General features: G+C 72.0%; 19 protein-coding genes. 9 read left to right on the top strand and 10 right to left on the bottom strand.

What is annotated here, in order from left to right:
* Positions 1 to 13: 13 nt before the first annotated feature.
* A complete protein-coding gene (locus CEY15_RS02065) occupies positions 14 to 748 on the top strand; it encodes a peptidylprolyl isomerase (RefSeq protein WP_095717070.1) in 735 nt (244 codons plus the stop codon).
* Positions 749 to 762: 14 nt separating this feature from the next.
* Here CEY15_RS02065 and CEY15_RS02060 read toward each other — a convergent pair whose 3' ends face one another.
* Positions 763 to 2205: a DUF5129 domain-containing protein gene (locus CEY15_RS02060; protein WP_095717069.1), complete on the bottom strand. Its 1443-nt coding sequence runs from the start codon at positions 2203 to 2205 to the stop codon at positions 763 to 765.
* A gap of 273 nt (positions 2206 to 2478) precedes the next feature.
* Here CEY15_RS02060 and CEY15_RS02055 point away from each other — a divergent pair, with 273 nt between their 5' ends.
* Positions 2479 to 3789, top strand: a complete 1311-nt coding sequence (locus tag CEY15_RS02055; protein ID WP_095717068.1) for a hypothetical protein — start codon at positions 2479 to 2481, stop codon at positions 3787 to 3789.
* Positions 3790 to 3822: 33 nt separating this feature from the next.
* Here CEY15_RS02055 and glf read toward each other — a convergent pair whose 3' ends face one another.
* Entirely contained in the window at positions 3823 to 5022 is a 1200-nt protein-coding gene (gene glf, locus CEY15_RS02050) for a UDP-galactopyranose mutase (RefSeq protein WP_095717067.1), read from the bottom strand.
* 410 nt (positions 5023 to 5432) lie between these two features.
* Here glf and CEY15_RS02045 point away from each other — a divergent pair, with 410 nt between their 5' ends.
* Positions 5433 to 7484, top strand: a complete 2052-nt coding sequence (locus CEY15_RS02045; protein ID WP_245847127.1) for an N-acetylmuramoyl-L-alanine amidase — start codon at positions 5433 to 5435, stop codon at positions 7482 to 7484.
* Between the two features lie 135 nt (positions 7485 to 7619).
* Here CEY15_RS02045 and CEY15_RS02040 read toward each other — a convergent pair whose 3' ends face one another.
* Both CEY15_RS02040 and CEY15_RS02035 read right to left on the bottom strand, forming a co-directional pair.
* Positions 7620 to 8450 (bottom strand): HAD family hydrolase, encoded by an 831-nt coding sequence (locus CEY15_RS02040; RefSeq protein WP_095717065.1) that lies wholly within the window; start codon positions 8448 to 8450, stop codon positions 7620 to 7622.
* Positions 8447 to 9268, bottom strand: a complete 822-nt coding sequence (locus CEY15_RS02035; protein WP_095717064.1) for a lysophospholipid acyltransferase family protein — start codon at positions 9266 to 9268, stop codon at positions 8447 to 8449. The genes CEY15_RS02040 and CEY15_RS02035 overlap by 4 nt, the downstream gene beginning before the upstream one ends.
* Positions 9269 to 9328: 60 nt before the next feature.
* Here CEY15_RS02035 and CEY15_RS02030 point away from each other — a divergent pair, with 60 nt between their 5' ends.
* Positions 9329 to 9859 carry a PaaI family thioesterase gene (locus CEY15_RS02030; protein ID WP_095717063.1) on the top strand — a complete coding sequence of 177 codons (531 nt, stop codon included), beginning with the start codon at positions 9329 to 9331 and terminating at the stop codon, positions 9857 to 9859.
* Between the two features lie 38 nt (positions 9860 to 9897).
* Here CEY15_RS02030 and serS read toward each other — a convergent pair whose 3' ends face one another.
* Positions 9898 to 11157 carry a serine--tRNA ligase gene (serS, locus tag CEY15_RS02025; protein WP_017837487.1) on the bottom strand — a complete coding sequence of 420 codons (1260 nt, stop codon included), beginning with the start codon at positions 11155 to 11157 and terminating at the stop codon, positions 9898 to 9900.
* Between the two features lie 90 nt (positions 11158 to 11247).
* Positions 11248 to 11595, bottom strand: a complete 348-nt coding sequence (locus CEY15_RS02020; RefSeq protein WP_202959120.1) for an ankyrin repeat domain-containing protein — start codon at positions 11593 to 11595, stop codon at positions 11248 to 11250.
* Between the two features lie 142 nt (positions 11596 to 11737).
* On the opposite strand from CEY15_RS02020, the gene CEY15_RS02015 reads away from it, so the two are divergent.
* Positions 11738 to 12853, top strand: a complete 1116-nt coding sequence (locus tag CEY15_RS02015) for a septum formation family protein (RefSeq protein WP_245847125.1) — start codon at positions 11738 to 11740, stop codon at positions 12851 to 12853.
* Complete coding sequence (locus tag CEY15_RS02010) at positions 12850 to 13200, top strand: metallopeptidase family protein (RefSeq protein ID WP_017837490.1); 351 nt, start codon at positions 12850 to 12852, stop codon at positions 13198 to 13200. The genes CEY15_RS02015 and CEY15_RS02010 overlap by 4 nt, the downstream gene beginning before the upstream one ends.
* Positions 13201 to 13240: 40 nt before the next feature.
* Here CEY15_RS02010 and CEY15_RS02005 read toward each other — a convergent pair whose 3' ends face one another.
* Genes CEY15_RS02005 through CEY15_RS01995 form a run of 3 tightly spaced genes read right to left on the bottom strand, consistent with a single transcriptional unit; the run spans position 13241 to position 15407 of the window.
* Positions 13241 to 13873 carry a histidine phosphatase family protein gene (locus tag CEY15_RS02005; protein ID WP_095717061.1) on the bottom strand — a complete coding sequence of 211 codons (633 nt, stop codon included), beginning with the start codon at positions 13871 to 13873 and terminating at the stop codon, positions 13241 to 13243.
* Complete coding sequence (pheA, locus tag CEY15_RS02000; protein ID WP_095717060.1) at positions 13870 to 14847, bottom strand: prephenate dehydratase; 978 nt, start codon at positions 14845 to 14847, stop codon at positions 13870 to 13872. Before pheA ends, CEY15_RS02005 begins: the two co-directional genes overlap by 4 nt.
* Before the next feature lie 20 nt (positions 14848 to 14867).
* Positions 14868 to 15407: a hypothetical protein gene (locus CEY15_RS01995; protein WP_095717185.1), complete on the bottom strand. Its 540-nt coding sequence runs from the start codon at positions 15405 to 15407 to the stop codon at positions 14868 to 14870.
* A gap of 42 nt (positions 15408 to 15449) precedes the next feature.
* Between CEY15_RS01995 and CEY15_RS01990 the strand changes: the two genes are divergently transcribed.
* The 3 genes from CEY15_RS01990 to CEY15_RS18665 all read left to right on the top strand — a co-directional run bounded on the left by CEY15_RS01990 (position 15450) and on the right by CEY15_RS18665 (position 18597).
* A complete protein-coding gene (locus tag CEY15_RS01990; RefSeq protein ID WP_095717059.1) occupies positions 15450 to 16139 on the top strand; it encodes a hypothetical protein in 690 nt (229 codons plus the stop codon).
* A 35-nt stretch (positions 16140 to 16174) separates the two neighbouring features.
* The gene (locus CEY15_RS01985; protein ID WP_095717184.1) at positions 16175 to 16987 is read left to right on the top strand and encodes a CPBP family intramembrane glutamic endopeptidase; all 813 of its coding nucleotides are present in this window, start codon (positions 16175 to 16177) and stop codon (positions 16985 to 16987) included.
* A gap of 107 nt (positions 16988 to 17094) precedes the next feature.
* Complete coding sequence (locus CEY15_RS18665; RefSeq protein ID WP_245847123.1) at positions 17095 to 18597, top strand: LCP family protein; 1503 nt, start codon at positions 17095 to 17097, stop codon at positions 18595 to 18597.
* A gap of 37 nt (positions 18598 to 18634) precedes the next feature.
* Here the strand turns inward: CEY15_RS18665 and CEY15_RS01975 are convergent, their stop codons facing one another.
* On the bottom strand, positions 18635 to 19531 hold the full coding sequence (locus CEY15_RS01975; protein ID WP_095717058.1) for a hypothetical protein: 897 nt from the start codon (positions 19529 to 19531) through the stop codon (positions 18635 to 18637).
* Positions 19532 to 19622: the final 91 nt, after the last annotated feature.

The raw sequence follows: 19622 nt of genomic DNA, 5'->3' as shown, positions 1-19622 counted from the left end.
GTAGGTTTGTCTCATGCAGCTCTCCGCCACAGCCCGGCCCCGTCCGACCCTCCGCACCGCCCTGGGCATCCTCGCCCTGTCGGTGCCCCTGGCGCTCGCCGGGTGCGGCACCGACGACTCACCCGCCGAGGACGCGGCCACCGGCACGACCGCGGGGACGCAGACCGGGGCCGGGGCGTCCGACGGAGGGACGGCCGACGCGGTCGAGTGCCCGCCCACCGAGGGCACCGACGAGCGGATCACCTCGTTCGACTCCGCCCCGCCGATGTGTCTGACCCCCGGGGTCGACTACTCCGCCGTGATCACCACCGACGCCGGCGTGGTGACCGTGGACCTGCTCGAGGACAAGGCGCCGGAGACGGTGAACAACTTCGTCTTCCTGGCCCGCCACAAGTACTACGAGGGCATCACCTTCCACCGGGTGATCCCCGGCTTCATGATCCAGGGCGGCGACCCGCAGGGCACCGGCAGCGGCGGACCGGGCTACCAGTTCTCCGACGAGCTCCCCGCCCAGGGCGAGTACGAGATCGGGTCCATGGCCATGGCCAACGCCGGCCCGGACACCAACGGCTCCCAGTTCTTCATCGTCACCGGCGACTCCGGCGTCTCCCTGCCGCCGGCCTACAGCCTCTTCGGCACCGTCACCGACGGGATGGACGCCGTCACGGCGATCGAGGACGACGGCAGCCCGCAGGGCGCCCCGCGGACGGTGCACACGATCGAGTCGGTCGAGATCGTCGAGGGCTGAGGCGGGCCGGGGGTCTAGTACCCGCTCGACCCGCCGCCACCGGAGAACGAGGCGTTGGAGTAGCTCGTGTTGGTGGAACTCGCCGCCTGGGCCGCCTGCACGTCGTGGGCGTGCCAGCTCGAGACCACGTAGAACGGCACGAAGCCGTTGTAGCCGTAGCCGGCGCGCCAGTCCCGGTCGTACAGCCTCGGCGCGTGGCGGTCACCCGCGTCGTCCGCCGCCTCGACATCCGCCATCTCGCGGGCCCGGATGGCCTCCACCACGAGCCGGTAGTCCACCACCAGCCGTGCGTAGCGGTCCATGAAGTCGGCGGCCTGCGTGTCCCGGGAGAGCTCGTCCGCCCGCGCGTCGAGGGCCCTGGCCTCGGCGGCGAGACGCTCGTCCTCGGTCCCCAGCGCGGCGGCCAGCATGTCCTCGTGGAGCTCGCCGAGCTGGCGGCGGCGCACGTCGGCGTCACCCTGCTCCATGCGGAAGAGCTGGTCGATGTTCTTCTCCGCCGTCTCCATCTGATCGACCGTGGTGTGCGCGGTCTCGATGTCGTCGGCCTTCTCGCGGAACTCCGCGTCGGTCGACTCCGGCCGCAGGTCACCGATCCGCCCCATGACGGTGTCCAGCGACAGGAATCGGTCCCGCACATCCGCCCACTGTGACCGCAGCTCGTCGTCTGCCAGCGGGGACGTCAGCGAGTTGGCGCGGATGTCCAGCCCGGTCAGTTCCCCCGCGACCCGCCCGTACTCGCGGGAGACCCGGTCGTAGCGCTCCCTCGCCGTCGCCGCCTTCTTCTTGCGGCTCGCCGCGACGCCCGCACCGATCGCGCCGGCGCCCACGGCCCCCGCGCCGCCGAGGGCCCACGGCAGCCAGGACGGCATGCCCTCGGACTCCGGGGCCAGGACCGTGGGATCGGCCGCCGCCTGCGCGCCCGCGAGCAGGCCCACCGCGTGGTTCTCGCGGCGCATCGGGTCCTTCATCGCCTCCATCGAGCCGTCGAGGTGTCGTCCCTCGAAGATGTCCAGCGCCGCGCAGACGTCGTCGCCGCAGTAGATTCCGACCCGCCGCGACTCGGTGTCGTTGGCCACGATCAGCGTTCCGGGCGCCCACTTCTCGCGATCCTCGGACACCAGATCCGGTCGCGCGGCCTGGGCGAAGCGCTCGGTGGTGTCGTTGAGGTTCTCGTTCCCGTCGTCGAAGACCAGGTACTCGACCCGCTGCACCTGCGGCGGGAACGCGATGCGCTCGGTCTCGACACGGAGGAGGACCCGGTCTCCGGAGGAAAGCACGCCAGCGGGATCGGTCACACCGACTTCTACGACGGAGGGCTGCGCGGGTGCGGGTGCGGGTGCGGGTGCGGGCGCCTGGGCGCCGGCAGGGGCGAGCGGGAGCAGCATCAGCAGCAGGGCCGCGGCGCCGGACAGCACCACGAGCAGGAGGCGGAGATGGCGGGACACCGAGCGGGTCATGAGTTCACTCTAGGTGCGGCGCATCGTCGTCGTCGCACCTCTGGCCGGTCCCGCGAAGGCACCCGCTCACGTTCCCGCCTCCGCCGATGCCCGCCGGCCCGCCCCCCTGCGCACGCGGGAGTCCATGCCCGGGAGCGGCTGTGGTCGAGCCGAGCAGGCGCTCTCGCGCATGCCCGCACGCGCGGCACGCTGGCGGCGGGTCCGCGGCGGGTCCGCGGCGGGTCGCAGACGGGCCGGTGGTGAGCGCGCGGCGGACCCCGCTAGCCTCGTCCGGTGTTCATCCTGGAAACGCTCATCGCGATCACGGTCGCCATGACCACGGCGTTCGGCGGACTGGTCGCGGAGGATCTCATCACCCGCGATGCGGCCTGCACCATCTCGGCGGTGCCGGACCTGTGGTCGCAGGAGTGCACCTCCCCCTCCCGCCTCGGCTGGTTCGTCGGAACCCTGGCGGTGCTCATCACGGCGATGGCGGTCCGCGCCTGGATTATCGCCCACAACGGCACCCTGTACTACCTACGACTGCTCCCCGCCGAGAGCGCGGACCGTATGCGCGCCGCGGTGGACGTGGCCAACGCCCGGAGCCTGGACTTCCGTTCCGCGACCGGCTGGTTCGGCACCGACGGCGACGTGGTGGACCTGCGACGGGCCGTGGACCACGTGTCGGATGAGCTCGAGAGGGCGATGAACGACGACGACGACGCGACAGGCTATGTCCTGGCACCCAACCTGGCGTTCCCCGCCGCACTGGCCGTGGGATACGACACCCTCCTGCGCGAGCGCACGCACCTCGCGGAGCTGCCCACCGAGGCCCGCAGGCGCCGGTTGCCCGGAGGGGACACGGGGGTGCGGACGGTGTACTTCGACGACGGCGACGACATGTGGGCCGAGCGTCGGTGGCTGTCGCGACGGAGCCGACCGGACTCCGAGCTGTCCATGGTCACGCTCCGCCCCGGACTCCCGGCAACCGCGCACTCGACCGCCGCGCCCGCGGACCGGACCGCTGTGGGTCGCGTGTGGCTCTCGCTCCAGCTCGACGGGGGCGGAGCCGTCTCCGACGTCGACGCGCAGCATCCACTGCGGGCGGCGGCGGACCTCGTCGTCGTCGTGGGGCCCACCGCCACCACCGACGGAGTGGAGACCCTCCGGCCGTGGACTCTCCCCGCCGGCCGGCTGTACCCGGGCGCGAGCGGTCGGCAGATCGACCGGCGCGCGTTCGCCCGATTGGTCGAGGAGCTCTCCGGTGCGGTCGAGCAGGTGCTCGACGACTACCCCGAGGCCGACGTCCTGCTGTCCGGCCGGATGCCGCGGAGTGTCGCGTTCGCGCTCGGTTACGTAATCTCTCAGCGCAAGGACGACCGTATCGAGGGCAAGCGCGCCACCCACCACCCGACCCGCCCCGACGACACCCGGGCCGAGCGCGCCCAGGCCCGCGCGGAGAACGAGGGGCTGAGCTCGCTGAGCCGCTTCTGGTCCTCGGTAACCCCGGTGCTCGAACACCTCGGGGAGGCCAAGCCGGCGCTGGTGCACGCGGCGCAGCGCGAGGACGTCGTGCGGCACCTACCCGTCGGACGCGCCGCCTGAGGGCCGACCCGCCACGGCCAGGCCAGCCGGGCCTCAGCCGGCGAGCGGCGTCCCATCCCGCAGGTGCGGCGCCAGCGTGTTGTCGAACATCGTCAGCGCCGAGGCGATCGCCATGTGCATGTCGAGGTACTGATAGGTGCCCAGACGTCCGCCGAACAGCACATTGGCGGCGGCGGTCTCAGCCTTGGCGCGCTCGCGGTACAGGGCGAGCTTCTCGCGGTCGGTCGACTCGTTGATCGGGTAGTACGGCTCGTCGGATCGCTCGGCGAACCGGCTGAACTCGCGCATGATGACGGTCTTGTCCGTCGGGTAGGTGGTGCGCTCGGGGTGGAAGTGCCGGAACTCGTGGATGCGCGTGTAGTCGTACTCCGCGTCGTTGTAGTTCATCACCGGGGTGCCCTGGAAGTCGCCGGTCGGAAGGACCTCCGTCTCGAAGTCCAGGGTGCGCCAGCCCAGCTCCCCCTCGGCGTAGTCGAAGTACCGGTCCAGCGGCCCGGTGTAGACCACGGGCGCGTCGGGGCTGGCGGCGCGGACGGCCTCGCGGACGTCGAACCAGTCGGTGTCCAGGACCACGTCGATCTTCTCGTCGGCGGCCATGTTCTCGAGCCACGCGGTGTAGCCGTCGACGGGCAGGCCCTCGTAGGTGTCGTTGAAGTAGCGGTTGTCGAACGTGTACCGCACGGGCAGGCGGGTGATGTTGCCGGCGGGCAGGTTCTTGGGATCGGTCTGCCACTGCTTGGCGGTGTAGTCCTTGATGAACGCCTCGTAGAGCGGTCGGCCGATCAGGGAGATGGCCTTCTCCTCGAAGTTCGCGGCGTCCTCGGCGGAGAACTCGGAGGCCTGCTCGGCGATGAGCTCCCGCGCCTCGTCGGGCGAGTAGTAGCGGCCGAAGAACTGGTTGATCAGGCCCAGGCCCATGGGGAACTGGTACGCGGTGCCCTTGTGCATGGCAAACACGCGGTGCTGGTAGCCGGTGAAGTCGGTGAAGCGGTTGACGTACTCCCACACCCGCTCGTTGGAGGTGTGGAACAGGTGCGCGCCGTACTTGTGGATCTCGATGCCGGTTTCCGGCTCGGGCTCGGAGTAGGCGTTGCCGCCGATGTGGTGCCGCCGGTCGAGCACCAGCACGCGCTTACCGAGCTCGGTCGCCGCCCGCTCGGCGACCGTCAGGCCGAAGAATCCGGACCCCACCACGATGAGGTCATAGGTCCCCCACTGCCGATCGCCTGCCATCACGTCGAACCTTCCCGTTGTCCCCTGGCGGGGGTGCGGGCACGGTGTGCCCGGGTCCCCGCTTGTCCCCGCTTGTCCACGCGCCGGTCGGCGCGGGTCCGGGCACAAGGGTATCGGGCGGACGGGACGAGGGGACCGGTGCCACACCAGCCGACGACGACGAGTGCATCGCCCGTTAGCGGTGCCCCTGCTCAGTCCCCACACCGGGCGGCCACGCAGTCGTACATCGGTTCGAAACTACACGAATGTGACCCCAGAATTCACATTCTTACCACTTGGTTTCACGCGTTTCTTAGCTACCATTGACCACGTTCGTCACATTCGTCCCAGTGGTCGCTCGTGTTGCGGCCACCGGGGAGAAGTGTTCCGCAGCGGGATCCGCGGGACACAGACCTGATCTGGAGAAGCCCTTGAGCACACGACGCCGCCCCCTGTACGTCAGCGGTCGACGCAGGACCCTCGCCCTCGCGGTGGCGGTCGCGGCGTCCGTCGTCACGCCCCTCGCCGTCTACGGCGCGGACCACCTGGCCGAGTCCGGAGACGACATCGCCACCACCGCCGGTTCGGCCGTCCCGACCGGGACCGCCGAGGTCGCTCTGTCCGACGCGCCCGCCGCGGCAGGCGTGGACACCGACATCGCGGTGGGTTCGGCCCCGGTCAAGGAGGTCACCTCCGAGACCCCGTTCTCGATGGTCGGCGTCACGTGGAAGGGCTACAACCCGGAGGCCGTCGCGGCCCTGCGCGCCAAGAACCCGGACGGGTCGTGGGGCCCCTGGTACGAGGCCGAATCCGTCGACGACGAGGGTGAGAGCGCCACCGGCAGCGGAGGCACCGAACCGGTCTTCCTCGGGGTGGACACCACCACGGTCCAGATCAAGGTCTCCGGAGTCGACATAGCGGACACCTCGCTGGCCGACGCGCCGGAGAGCGCCGAGTCGGACGCCACCGGAACCGAGGACGCCGAGACCCAGAGCTCAGAGACCCGGAGCTCAGAGATCGAGGAGGTCCGGGCCCAGGACGACATCGCGGCAACCCGGTCGGCCGAACCGGCCCCGGCGCGGCCCGCCACCGACACCTCCCCCCCGGTCCCGACACGCTACGCGGACATCAAGCCCGTCGCGGAGTCCAGCGACCTGACGGCCGACTCGGTCACCGCGGTGCTGATCTCGCCCGACGACACACCGACCCCCGAACCCGATTCCTACGGGGACATCGCCGCCCAGGGTGGAACCGGCGCGAGCGGGGACATCGCGGCCAGGCAGCCGGCGATCATCAGCCGCGCCGGCTGGGGCGCCGACGAGTCCATCCGGTGCCGCAACGCCACCTACGACAACAGCCTCGCCGCCGCCGTGGTCCATCACACCGCCGGCAGCAACAACTACACCCGCGAGGGCTCGGCCGGAGTGGTGCGGGGCATCTACACCTATCACGCGCGCAACCTCGGTTGGTGCGACGTCGGATACAACGTCCTGGTCGACAAGTACGGGCAGGCATTCGAGGGCCGCCATGGCGGGCTCAACCGCAACGTCCAGGGCGCTCATGCCGGCGGCTTCAACGGCAACACCTGGGGCATCTCGATGATGGGCGACTACTCCACCGTGGTCCCGCCCGACGCCACCGTGCGCAAGATGGGCGAGATCATCGGCTGGCGCCTGTCGGTCGCCGGGGTCAACCCCAAGGGCTCCGACACCCACTACTCCGAGGGCACCTCGTACACCAGGTACCCGGCGGGTGCCGCGGTCCGGCTGCCCAACATCTTCGCCCACCGCGACGTCGGCAACACCTCGTGTCCCGGCAACGCCGGCTACGCCAAGATGGGCCAGATCCGCGACATCGCGGCCGCCTATGCCCAGAGCGGCGGCGGAACGCCCGCGCCCACCAACCCCACTCCCCCGGTCACCAACCCGGGCACCACCCCCCGACCGGGCACCGGCGGCACGACGATCCCCGGACTCACGCAGGGCAGTGTCCAGGACGCGGTCACCTCCGCGCTCCGGACCGTGCTGTCCGGCGGTCGCCTGGACGCCGCCGAGCTGACCCGCCTCCTCACCGGCGGCAAGACCCTGGCCGACATCCCGTTCGACGCCGGCTCGGTGCAGAACGCCGTCGGCGGCGACCTCGGCTCCGTCGGAGATCTCCTCGGCGGCGACTTCGCCAGGCTCGCCTCGCAGTTCTCCGGCCCGCTCGGCAAGGTCCTGTCCGGTGTCCAGCGGTTCGGCAACGTCTCGCTGGTGAAGCACGAGAACGGGGCGCTCTACTCGTCCCCCGAGACCGGTACCCATCCGGTGTGGGGCGTGATCGGCGACGCCTGGGCCTCCCAGGGCTTCGAGCGCGGACCGCTGGGCCTGCCGGTCTCGAGCGAGTCCGACCGCGAGGACGGCACCATCGCGCAGCGATTCGAGGGCGGCACGCTGGTCTTCGACCCGTCCACCGAGGAGCTCACGGTCGAGCCCAACCCCTGATCTCCGGCCGACGCCGAGGCGTCGGCCGGCACGACTCACGGACCGGGTCCCACCAGGTGTGCCCGCCGCCCGGCGTTGACGGGCGGCGGGCACACCGGGGAAGTGGTGGGGACCGGTCCGTGCAGCCTTCTCCGCCTAAACCCACCAGCGGCGCAGCACGTGCGCCAACCCCGCCTCGTCGTTGGTCAGGGTGATCTCGTCGGCGGCGGCGTGCACCGACGGGATCGCGTTCCCCATCGCCACCCCGTGGTCCGCCCACCGCAGCATCTCCAGGTCGTTCGGCATGTCGCCGAAGGCGACCGTCACCGGGACCGCGGACGACGCCGCTGTCGACGCCGCGGTGGTGGCCGCGATCTGGCTCAGACCGCTGGCCTTGGTCACCCCGCGGGCCGCGAACTCGATCAATCCGTCGGTCGTGGAGTAGGTGACGTCGGCCAGATGGTCGACCTCACCCCGGAGCGCGGCCAGCATGTCGGCGCTGGGCATGCCCGGAACCCGGGCCAACAGTTTCAGAACGGGTTCGGAGAGCACCTCTGTGTGCCCCACCTGCAGGTGTGCGGGGTGGATCCAGGCGTGTTCGTAGTCCGGGCTGGCAACGAAGTCGGCGTCCGCCGCGTCGGTGCCCAGCCGTTCGGCCGCGATACCGCTGTGCGGGAGCCTCCGGCGCAGTACCTCGTCGATCGCGGCGAGAACGTCCGGTTCGAGCAGCCGGGTGGCCAGGAACTCGCCGGAGTCGGTGTCCATGATCACCGCGCCGTTCGCACAGACCGCGAGCGGCGCCACGGGCAACTGGTCCACGACCTGGTCCAGCCACCTCGGGGGGCGCCCGGTCGCCAGCACGAACGTCGCGCCGTCCGCGACGAGGTCCGCCACGACCGCCCGGTTGGCCTCCGGGATGAGCTCATCGGTCCCGAGCAGGGTCCCGTCGACGTCGGTGGCGACGAGCAGGGGTCTGGTCCGGGTCACGGAGCGTCCGGGCCCGCCGGACCCTCCGGGGCGTCGGATTCGTCAGCGGCCGGATCCACGATCTTCTCCGCCCGCCGGCGCATCCGCTCGGCGTGCTCGGCCTCGTCGAGGGCGGTGGCCTCCTCCAGGGTCGGGGCCGAACCACCGAGGCGGGCCGGGACCCAGTTCGCACCGGCCGGGTACGGGCCGTAACGCCGCGCGTACTCATCCTGCAGCCGCTCGAGGGTGGCCTGTATCCGCGAGCGCAGCTCCTCGGTGCACTCCTCCACCGGCTCGTAGGCCGGCATCGGCTCGCCGACCTCCATCATGATCGGCACCTTCGGACGCACCAGCTTCTTGGGCAGGCCCTTGGTCCACACCCGCTGCGAACCCCACAGGGTCACCGTGATGATCGGCACGTCGGCGGCGAGCGCCATCCGCACCGCACCCGACTTGAAGCCCTTGACCTCGAAGCTGCGGCTGATGGTGGCCTCGGGGAACACTCCCACCAGCTCACCGGCCTTGAGCCGGTCCACCGCCTCGTCGAACGACGCCTTACCGGCGGTGCGGTCCACCGGGATGTGCTTGAGCTCCCGCATGATCGGCCCGGACACCTTGTGGTCGAACACCTCGACCTTGGCCATGTAGCGGATGAACCGCTTGTGCACGCGCGCCGGGATGCCGCCGTAGACGAAGTCGAGGTACCCGGTGTGGTTCATCACCACCACGGCCCCGCCGACCTCGGGGAAGTTGCGCTCGCCGCGCATGGTGATGTTTAGTCCCTGGACCTTGAACAGTGCCCGGGCGAACCCGATGATCCCCGTATAGAGCAGCTCCACGGGCCCCAGCGTAGCGGCCCGTCCCGAACGGCGTGATCGCCTGCCGGTAGGTTCGACGCCGTGGATGACGACGAGGCCTTCGACGCGCCCTTCGACGAGATCGACACGGCGGCGCACAGTCGCCACTACTCCTGGCCGCCGCTGCCCGGCGCCTCCGACCGCAGCCCCCATGCGGGCCTGGAGGTCCTGCAGAGGATCGTCGACGGGGAGCACCACCTCTCCCCCGGCTCGCACACTCTCGGTCTCGCGCTCTCGTCGGTCGCCGAACGGGTGGTCACCCTGACCGCGACCCCCGGGGAGTGGGCCCTGAACAACGGGGGGACGGTGCACGGCGGGATCGTCTCGGGGTGGGTCGACTCCGCCCTCGGGTACGCCACGGCGACGGTCGTCGACGAGGGCGTGGGCTACAGCACGCTCGACCTGACCGTCCGGTACATCCGGGCGCTCCGGCTGGAGAAGACCCCGGCGACGATCCACGCCGAGGTCGAACACGTGGGTCGATCCACGTGCGTCGTGCAGGCCAAGGTCCTCGACACCGACGGTCGGACCTGCGCCAGCGCGAGCGGCGTCATGATGCTCTTCCGCCCCTGACCCTCACCGGCGGCGGGGCCGACGCCCCGCCACCACGGCTACCGGGGTTCGAGCACGTCCTTGCCGACGAACGGACGCAGCGCCTCGGGCACGACGACGGAGCCGTCCGCCTGCTGGTGGTTCTCGAGGATCGCCACGAGCCACCGCGTGGTGGCCAGCGTGCCGTTGAGGGTGGCCGCCGTCTGCGGCTTGCCGCTGCCGTCCCGGTAGCGCACTCCCAGTCGGCGGGCCTGGAAAGTCGTGCAGTTGGACGTGGAGGTAAGCTCCCGGTAGGCACCCTGGGTCGGGACCCACGCCTCACAGTCGTATTTCCGGGCGGCCGACGACCCCAGGTCCCCGCCGGCGATGTCGATCACCCGGAACGGCAGACCCATGGCCTGCAGCATCTCCTTCTCGAACGCCAGCAACCGCAGGTGCTCCTCGTGCGCCTCCTCCGGCGTGCACCAGGAGAACATCTCGACCTTGTCGAACTGGTGCACGCGGATGATGCCGCGGGTGTCCTTGCCGTGACTGCCGGCCTCGCGCCGGAAGCAGGAGGACCAGCCCACGTAGCGCTTGGGCCCGTCCGCCAGGTCCAGGATCTCGCCCTGGTGGTAGCCGGCGAGCGCGACCTCGGAGGTGCCCACCAGGTAGAGGTCGTCGGCCTCGAGCCGGTAGATCTCGTCGGCGTGGGCACCGAGGAACCCGGTCCCCTGCATGATCTCCGGGCGCACCAGGACCGGCGGGATCATCAGCGTGAAGCCGTTGGCGGTGGCCTTCTGCGCCGCCAGCTGCAGCATGCCCAACTGCAGGAGGGCGCCGTAGCCGGTGAGGAAGTAGAAGCGCGCACCGGAGACCTTGGCGCCGCGTTCCATGTCCAGCAACCCGAGGCTCTCGCCGAGCTCGAGGTGGTCCTTGGGCTCGAAGTCAAAGGCGGGGATCTCACCGATCCGCTCGATCTCCACGAAGTCGTCCTCACCGCCGGCGGGCGTGCCCTCCTCCACGACGTTGGAGAGCATCCGCTGGATCCGGTCGACCTCGGCCGCGGCGGACCTCTCCGCCTCCTCGGCGTCCTTGACCGCCTGCTTGAGCGCTCCCGCAGCCTCCAGCAGGGCCGGGCGGTCCTCCGGAGAGGCCTGCCCGACCTTCTTCCCGTGCGCCTTCTGCTCCGCACGCGCCCCGTCCGCGGCGGAGATCGACGACCGCCGGGCCTCGTCGGCCGCCAGGAGACGGTCGACCAGCGCGGGGTCCTCGCCGCGGGTGCGCTGGGAATCGCGGACGAGGTCGGGGTTCTCGCGGAGGAGCTTAAGATCGATCACGGCGACCAGCCTAGCGGCCCGGTCCCCCCACCCGGATCGGCTGTCCCGACCCCGCGCGGGCCGGCCTCGGGGCGGCGCCGACGGCTCGGGTCAGACGCCGAAGAGCTCGAGGAAGGCGTCCTTCTCGAACATCCGGGCCGTGTCGACCGCCGTGGGGGTGCCGCCGTGGGGATCCGCCCCGCCCTCGAACAACACGCGGACCACCTCGCCGTACCCCTTGAACACCGCGCCCGCGAGCGGGGTCTGACCCCGGTCGTTCGCGCGGTCGACATCCGCACCGCGGGCGAGCAGGGCCCGGACGGTGTCGGGGTGCCCGTTGTAGGCGGCCAGCATGAGCAGCGCGTCACCGCGTTCGTTCGTGAGGTCCGGGCTCACCCCCGCGTCGACGTAGGCGGCCAACCGTTCGGTCTCGCCGTCGCGGGCGAGCTGGAAGAGCATCTGCGCGAACTCGAGGACCTCGGGGTCGACCCCTTCGCGCGGCGCGCGGGTTCCGCTGTCCGGCCCGCCGGCCGCGTCTCGGTTCTGTCCGCTCATGCCCTGAATCCTATCGGGGCGGCGAAGTTGCGGCATCATGGATGCGATGATCACTTCCTCGCGATCACCACACCCGGGCCGGCCACTGCTCCGGACCCGGGGCGCGGTCATGGCCTCACTCGTCGCGATCCTGGCCGGTGGGGCGATCACCGGTGGCCTCATGGCCTCGGCGATGGGAGATCCCAACTCCGCGGCGGCGGAGCGGATCGCGGCGATCGTCCCGCAGGTCGACCCGAGGACGCTGTCCGGGCCCGCCTACGCCGACGCGGCCCCGGGAACGTGCCTGACCTGGCAGGTCGACGCCGCCGAGCGCGTCACGGCGTTCACCACCGTCGACTGCGAGGAGCCCCACCGCTTCGAGGTCGCCGGTCGCATCGACCTCTCCGGGGTACCCGGGTTCGGTGAGAACACGCCGCTTCCGGACAACACGAGGCTGGCCCCGATCGGCAGCGATCGGTGTCTGCCGATGATCACCCGCTACGCGGGGGGCCGGGAGGTCGACCCGGCGGGCCGGTTCACCGGGTTGGTCGTGCCCCCGTCCGAGGAGGGGTGGGACAAGGGTGACCACTCGGTGTTATGCGGGGTCGCCGCAGCCGAACTCGACGGCCGCTCGACCACCTCGACAGGGGTGTTCGCGGAGGCGGACCAGCACCGGCGGTGGGACCCGGGAACCTGCCTCGGATTCACCGACGACGGCCTGCCCGGTGCGCCGGTGCCGTGTTCGGAGGACCACTCCATCGAGGTGGTCTCCGATGTCGACGTCTCGGGCCTCTTCCCGGAGGACCCGAACCCGCCCGAGCCGAGGGTGCAGTCCGAGCTCACCGCGGACGCCTGCCTCGCGGCCGGGGCCGCATACCTGGGCGACGGGGAGGCCCTGCGCCAGACCACCCTCATCTCCACGCTGGTCAACCCGATCTCACAGATCTCGTGGGCCACGGGGAGCCGCACCGTCAACTGCGGCCTGATGCGCGCCGCCGATCCCGGGCCGTTCGCGGTGCTGCGGGGGTCTGCTCGGCAGGGCGTCCTGATCGACGGCTCCACCCCGGCGCCCCCCACCACCACCGAGGTCCCGCCGCCCGGCGTCGGCCAGGGGACCCCGGGGACGCCGACGGACGCCGATCCGGGGACCGTGACCGTCCCGATCCCCGGGGGCACGCCGTGAGCATCGACGTGACCGAGTCCCGCTTCGAGGCTCTCGTCGACGACGCCCTGGACTCCGTGCCGGACGCGCTGTTCTCCGCGATGGACAACGTGGTGGTGCTCGTCGCCGACCGCCATCCGGACGAGCCCGGCCTCCTGGGTCTGTACGAGGGGGTCGCGCTGACCGAGCGCGACACCACCTACTCGGGCTTCCTCCCCGACACCATCACGATCTACCGGGGCGCACTGTGCGAGTTCTGCTCCACCGAGGAGCAGTTGGTCCACGAGGTGGCGGTGACGGTCATCCACGAGATCGCCCACCACTTCGGGATCGAAGAGCACACGCTCCACGCCCTGGGCTGGGGCTGACCGGGTTCCCCCGCGGGATCACCCGTCGCCCGCGCGTCCGTCAGAACGGCGGGCGACCGAGGTGGTCGCCCCACCGCTCGCAGGACCACCCGCCGCCGTCCGGCGCCAACTCGATGACCCCGCAATTGGGGATCCTGTTGACCAACGCCCACTGCGAGGGGACGGCGCCGGCGAACACCGCGATCATCCGCATGAGGGTGCCGTGGACCACCAGGACCACATCGGTCCCGTTGTCCAGGTGACTCTCCCGCAGCTCGGACACCACCGGCATCGCGCGCTCCTGCACGGCCAACGCGCTCTCGCCCCCCGGCAGGCTCGAGGTGAGCACGCCGTCCTCCAGCCAGTCGCGCACGAGTCGGTTGTACGCCAGCAGTGCCTCGTTCCCGGTCCGCATCTCGAACCGCCCGGCCTGGACCTCGTACATACCCGGCACGGCCTGCGTGCGCAGCCCCGTCGCGTCGGCGATCAGCCCGGCGGTCTCGCGGGCACGCGCCGCCTCGGAGCTGAGGATCACACTCGGTGCGATGTCCGACGCGGCGAGCTCCGCCCCGACCGTCCGTGCCTGGTCCCGCCCGAGGTCGGTGAGGGGAGCGCCGGGCAGCGCGGTGTCCAGGGCGCCGGCGACGTTCGACGGGGTCTGACCGTGCCGGACCAGGTGCAGTCGCGCGCTCACGGCTCGAGGCCCTCCTGCCGATGAACGGCTCGTCCGCCGACCCCTGGCTCGTCGACCCCGCGCCGGAGACCCTCGATCCAGTCGATCGCCTCGGATCGGTCCGGGGGCGCGGCACCGGCCCCGACCCCGTCCGCCACGGGCCACGATCCGAGGAAGCGCAGGTCGGCGGTCCGGTGGTGCAGTGCCGCCAGCGCCTCGGCCACCACGGGATCGTCGATGTGCCCGACGAGGTCCACGTGGAAGAGGTAGGTGAACCGCTCGACGCGGGTGGGTCGCGAGCCGATCCGGGTGAGGTCGATGTCGCGGATCGACAGCTCCGTCAAGGCCTGGACGAGCGCGTTGGGCTCGTGCGGCAGTCCGAAGATCACACAGGTCCGATCGTGTCCCGTGCGCCCGAGCGGTGGGGCGGGCCGGCCCACCAGGACGAACCGGGTGCGGGCCCCGCCCACGTCGGCCACCTTCTCCGCGAGTGGGACGAGTCCGTTGATCTCGCCGGCGCGGGCGGGCGCGGCGGTGGCGTCGGCGTCTCCCGCCGCCACCTGCTCGGCACCGGCGGCGGTGGACGAGGTGGTCTCGATGTGGGCCCGCGGCAGATTCACGCCGACCCAGCGGCGTACCTGCGCTGCGGCGATCGGGTGGGTCCGCAGGACCCGGACGTCCTCGGCGGCCGTGCCGGGCCGGACGAGGATGGAGAACGCCACGTCGAGCTCCGTCTCGGCGAAGATCTGCAACCGCCGCCCCGCGGCGAGCGCGTCACCGGTGGGGTTGACGGTGCCGTCGACAGAGTTCTCGAACGGCACGCACGCGTAGTCGGCCGCACCGTCCCGCACCATGGCCAGCGCCTCGTCCGGCGTGCCGGCCGGAACGGCTTCGGCGCCGGCGAGCAGCGCCGAGGTGTGCGCGTCCGCGCGCAGGCGGTGCAGGGCGGCATCGGTGAAGGTTCCGGGCGGGCCCAGGTAGGCGACGGTGACCACGACGACAAGACTAGCCAGCGTCAGGTCCGCCGAGCCGACGCGAGGTCTGCAGACACCTCGTCCACGGACCCCTCGGGCACCACGGCGCACGTCACGACGTCCCGGACCGCCTCCCGCGCGGCCCGCGGCAGGCCGACGAGAGCAGCCGGGTCGGGGGAGGCGAGTGCGGCCCGGACGTCTCCCCCCGTCATCGCCGCGACCGCGCCCGCGAGCAGGGCCCACACCTCACCGGCATCCGTGCACCGCGGGATCAGACCCGAGCCGAATCCGACGCCGGAATGGGCGGCCAGCGCGAGCAGATCGACCAACCGGTCGGCGGCGGGCCCCCGCCCACGCAGACCAGGCGCGATCTCGATCACCGCTGCCGTGTCGGCCGCCAGCACCGCGGCGACCGCGTCGAGGTCGGGCAGTCCGAGGTCCGGATCCCCCGGCACCTCGACCGGGTTCGCGACCGACCACCGGGACAGTGCCCCCGCGAGCCCCGACGCGGTCACCACGAGGTCCTCCAGGAGATCGGGACGGGAGGGGCCGCGGCTGAGCAGTTCGAGTGAGACCGTCATGACCACAGGTCTACACCGCCGCGTTGCTAGTCTCTCCTGACGATGGGTTCCGACGACTCCCCCGCATCCGATCTGGCTTCCGCCCCGGACGATTCCCCCGATGCCCCCGACGCCTCTCACCTCACGCCGGAGGAGAAGCGTGGCCCGCGCACGATCCACGTGGCACTGGCGATGCTGGTCGCCCTTCTCATCGCGGCGGTCGCGACTGATCCCGCCTCGGTGCTGCCCCGGGACTCCACGCTGCACGGCGCCCACCACCTGGATGAGGAGTCCGGTCTCGACATCGCCGTCCCGATCGGGTGGCAGATCGTCGGCCGGCCGGAGATCGGCTCCGTGCAGATGGTCCCGGTGGGCTCCGGGAACGCGCTCGACACCCGGATCATCGCGGGTGTGCTCGAGCCCGGTATCGCGGCGGCCGCGATCGTCGACGACCAGGGTGCCGCCACCGCGCTGGCAGAGACCATCCAGCTCTACCTGATGGGGATCTCGGGGACCCGCGACGAACTGCGCGTCACCGATGTCCGCAACGAGGCCGGCACCGGGGTCGCCGTCTCGTACGTCCTGGCGCCCCACGACCCCGAGGACGCCACCGCCGGGGGGTTGGTCTACGCCGCCGTGTTCGGTTCCGAGGGACGGCGGTGGTGGGTCGCGTACGTGACCACCGCCCAGCAGTCGACCCCCGGCCCCCGCTGGATGGACCGGATCGTCGGCGACATACGGTTCCCCGGGTGAACGACGAGCAGGGCCGCGTCCCCCCGGCGGGCCGCGTGCGGCGGGCGGTCTCGCCGCGGGAGGCGTTCCGGCGCTACGTCTCGAGGTTCGACCCGGTCACCGACCCCCGCACCCGCCGGCTGTTGGTGGTCGAACTCGTCGTCGTCCTCCTGGTGACCTTCGGCCTGGCCGGCCTGTACTCGGTCCTCGATCTCGCGTCGGCGCTGCTCGCCCCGGAACCCCTGGCGGGACAGACCGCCACCCTCAACCCCTCGCGCTCCACGCACGCGTGGCTCGATGTGGCGTACCAACTGCTCGCGGTGCTGCGGTTACTGGCGTGGTCGGTGCTGCCGCTGGTCCTGCTCGCCCACACCGGGCTCGGCCCCCGGGCGGTCGGACTCGCCCGGGACCGCGCCGGCCGCCAGATCGCGTGGGGGATCGCCCTGGCCGCCGTGATCGGCATCCCCGGGCTCGCGTTCTACCTGGGTGCCGTGGCGGCGGGGATCAACCTGCAGGTGGCGGGCTCCGGACTCACGGAGACGTGGTGGCGCCCGATCGTGCTGGTCCTGTCGGCCGCGGGCAACGGCGCCGCCGAGGAGATCCTCGTGGTGGGTTATCTGCTCGTGCGCCTGCGCCAACTCGGGATCCCGCCCGCCGTCGCACTCGTGGGCACCGCCCTGTTGAGAGGGTCCTACCACCTCTATCAGGGCTTCGGCGGGGGGCTGGGCAACCTTGCGATGGGGATCGTGTTCGCCCTGTGGTGGATGCGCACCCGGCGGCTGTGGCCGCTCATCCTGGCGCACACCCTCCTGGACGTGGTCGCGTTCGTGGGCTACGCGGTGCTCGCCCCGCACGTCGCCTGGCTCTGACGACCCGCCCCACAGTTTCTCTCGTCCGCTCCTGCGACCCCACCGCCCTGACCGGCGGCGCGGTGCGCGACGCCGACCGGGCCGGTGGCCAAGTAGAGTCCGATCCCATGACCGACGACTCCAGGCGCCGGCACCTCACCCCCGAGGAGGCCGCCGAGCTCCGGCGACGCGCGCGCGAGCGCCGCGGATACGCCGACCCCGGTGCGCCACGCGGGTCCGCGCCGCGCCGTGAGCCCGGCCGGGAACCGCGCCGTGAGACCGGCCGGGAACCGCGCCGTGAGACCGGTCGGGAGCCACGCCGTGAGCCCGGTCGCGAGTCGGGTCGGGACCCGCGTCGTGCGGCCGGTCGCCAGCCGCGACGTTCGGCCGACCCCGGCCGAGATCGGAGCGCCGCCCCGGGCGGCTACCAACCGCGCCAGACGCCCGAGCCCCTCCCCAGGGAGGAGCGGGCGAGGTACGCCGGCCGGGAGGGCGCGGGCGGCGATCCCCGTCGCGACCCGAACCGCGACCCGCGTGCGGCCCGGCCCGGATCGGGGGCGCGTGACCCCCGCCGGCAGCCGGTCGACCCCCGCGGCGCCCGCTCCACCCGACGGCCCCCGCGGGGCGCATACGGGCCGGCGGGTGAACGCCGGCCTCGCCGGGCGCCAGGAAGACGGCGGCTCGGCCCCGTCCGGATCCTGGGCCTGGCGCTCGTCCTGGTCCTGACACTCGGCGTGGTGAGCGTCCTGTGGGCGGACTCGAAACTGCAGCGGATCGACGCACTGCCCGACTACCCCGGGCGGGGCGGCAACACCCCGGGCAGCATCACCCTGCTGGTCGGGACGGATTCGCGCGAAGGGCTCACCCCGGAGCAACAGGCCCAACTGTCCACCGGGTCGGAATCCGATGCCGGCGGCAAGCGCACCGACACCATGATGCTGGTCTACACCCCGCGGGACGGCGGACGGACCATGCTCATCTCGCTCCCGCGCGACCTCCTGGTCGACATCCCGGACTACGGTCAGAACAAGCTCAACGCCGCCTACACCTTCGGCGGCCCGGCGCTGCTCACCCGAACGCTCGAGGAACAGACCGGTATGCGCATCGACCACTACGCGGAGATCGGGTTCGGCGGTTTCGCCGGGATCGTCGACGCCGTCGGGGGCGTGGACATCTGCATCGAGGAGCCGATCAACGACCCGCTCGCCGGACTCGATCTGGCCGCCGGGTGTCAGACCCTCGCGGGGCCTCAGGCCCTGGGCTTCGTCCGCACCCGCTACGGGTTCGCGGAACAGGACCTCCAGCGGGTCCGAAACCAGCGGCAGTTCCTCGGCGCGCTGATGAGCGAGACCATGTCCCCGGGGAACCTGCTCAACCCGTTCACCGCGGTGTCACTCATCGACTCCGCCTCGGAGGCCGTGACCGTGGACTCCGGGGACCACATCTGGAACCTCGCCTGGGTGATGTGGAAGCTCAGGGGTGATCCCCTCACCGTGACCGCCCCCTACGACGGCATGGACTCCGGTTCCGTGGGGTCGTATCTCGTGTGGGGCCCGAGCACCACGGGGTTCTTCGACGCGGTCGCCTCGGGTCGTACCCCGCCCCAGGAGTATCTCGACCCCGGCCCCTGAGCCGGCGGCCCGGGTCGCTCGATCAGGCGCGGGTCCGTCATCCGGCGGGTGTGATCGAGACGATCCCCCAGGTCCCGTCGGGGTTCTCCGCCAGCCGTACCCGTTGTCGCATCACCACCGGCTCGGAATCGGGCGGGGACTCGGTGAGCGTCACCTCGAGGAGCGTGGGCGACAACTCCCGGGCGTCCACGCAGTGAGTGGTGCCCTCGGGCACCCGATCCACCCCGTCGGCGCGCAGCTGGTCGAGGGTCATCCGGCTCGATGGCGAGACCGCCTCGAACGCCTTCTCGGCCGAGCGCTCGGCGTAGTACGCGTGGTCGAAGGCCAGGACCGTCTCCAACGGCGTGTCCAGGGACCCGGGGCCGGAGCCCACCACGTGCCCGGGGTCGGAGACCGGGGCGCAGGCGGTCGGGTCCTCTCCCGGGGAGAGTATCCCGCGGGTGAGGACGAACCCCAGTACGGCGGACCCGGACAGCACGGCCACCCCGGCTGCCGCGAACAGCGCCACTCGGCGCGTGCGCCCGGCGCGGGCCGGAGACGCGGACTTGAGCCGATCGGATACGGCCGGGTCCGACACCGGCCCGTCGGACGCGGGCCGGCCCACCGCACCGAGGCGCAGCGAGGTCAGGTCCCGGGCACGACGCCCGCGGGTGACGTCGTCGGGCGCGTCCGGTCCCCCCTCCCCACCCAGTCTGATCCGGTTGGGGGAGACCTCCCGCGAGGGACCCTTCCCTTCGGGGTCGATCCGCGCCGGGTCTGCGGCATCACGCCCGTCGCCCGTCCTCGGCGACGACTCCGATACCGAATCGGGTGCCGGTTCCAGGACCGACTCGACGTCGGACTGGTCGCGGACAGGCCCGGTCCGCAACCACGGCGGCACGGTCACCTCGGAGGGCGCCGCGTCGTCGTCGTCCCGCCCCGGCTGGTCGGCCACCCGGCCACACCCCCTCCGCCACACGTCCGGCCCGGCGACCCACTGGCCGCCCGAGGGGATACTAGAGGCCCCCGGGCCCGGCCGGGGGTCC

It is taken from the genome of Dietzia natronolimnaea (assembly GCF_002289575.1).
In the GTDB taxonomy this organism is placed as follows: Bacteria; Actinomycetota; Actinomycetes; order Mycobacteriales; family Mycobacteriaceae; genus Dietzia; species Dietzia natronolimnaea_A.
The sequence above is the reverse complement of the archived record's forward strand: the minus strand, read 5'-3'. Positions and strand labels throughout refer to the sequence as shown.

Bases quoted from the DNA above. Each gene is read 5' to 3' on its own strand.
- CEY15_RS02020 (WP_202959120.1), bottom strand. From the start codon at position 11,595: ATGCTCTTCCAGCTCGCCCGCGACGGCGAGACCGAACGGTTGGCCGCC.
- CEY15_RS02015 (WP_245847125.1), top strand. From the start codon at position 11,738: ATGATCACTTCCTCGCGATCACCACACCCGGGCCGGCCACTGCTCCGG.
- CEY15_RS02065 (WP_095717070.1), top strand. From the start codon at position 14: ATGCAGCTCTCCGCCACAGCCCGGCCCCGTCCGACCCTCCGCACCGCC.
- CEY15_RS01995 (WP_095717185.1), bottom strand. From the start codon at position 15,407: ATGACGGTCTCACTCGAACTGCTCAGCCGCGGCCCCTCCCGTCCCGAT.
- CEY15_RS01990 (WP_095717059.1), top strand. From the start codon at position 15,450: ATGGGTTCCGACGACTCCCCCGCATCCGATCTGGCTTCCGCCCCGGAC.
- CEY15_RS02060 (WP_095717069.1), bottom strand. From the start codon at position 2,205: ATGACCCGCTCGGTGTCCCGCCATCTCCGCCTCCTGCTCGTGGTGCTG.
- CEY15_RS18665 (WP_245847123.1), top strand. From the start codon at position 17,095: ATGACCGACGACTCCAGGCGCCGGCACCTCACCCCCGAGGAGGCCGCC.
- glf (WP_095717067.1), bottom strand. From the start codon at position 5,022: ATGGCAGGCGATCGGCAGTGGGGGACCTATGACCTCATCGTGGTGGGG.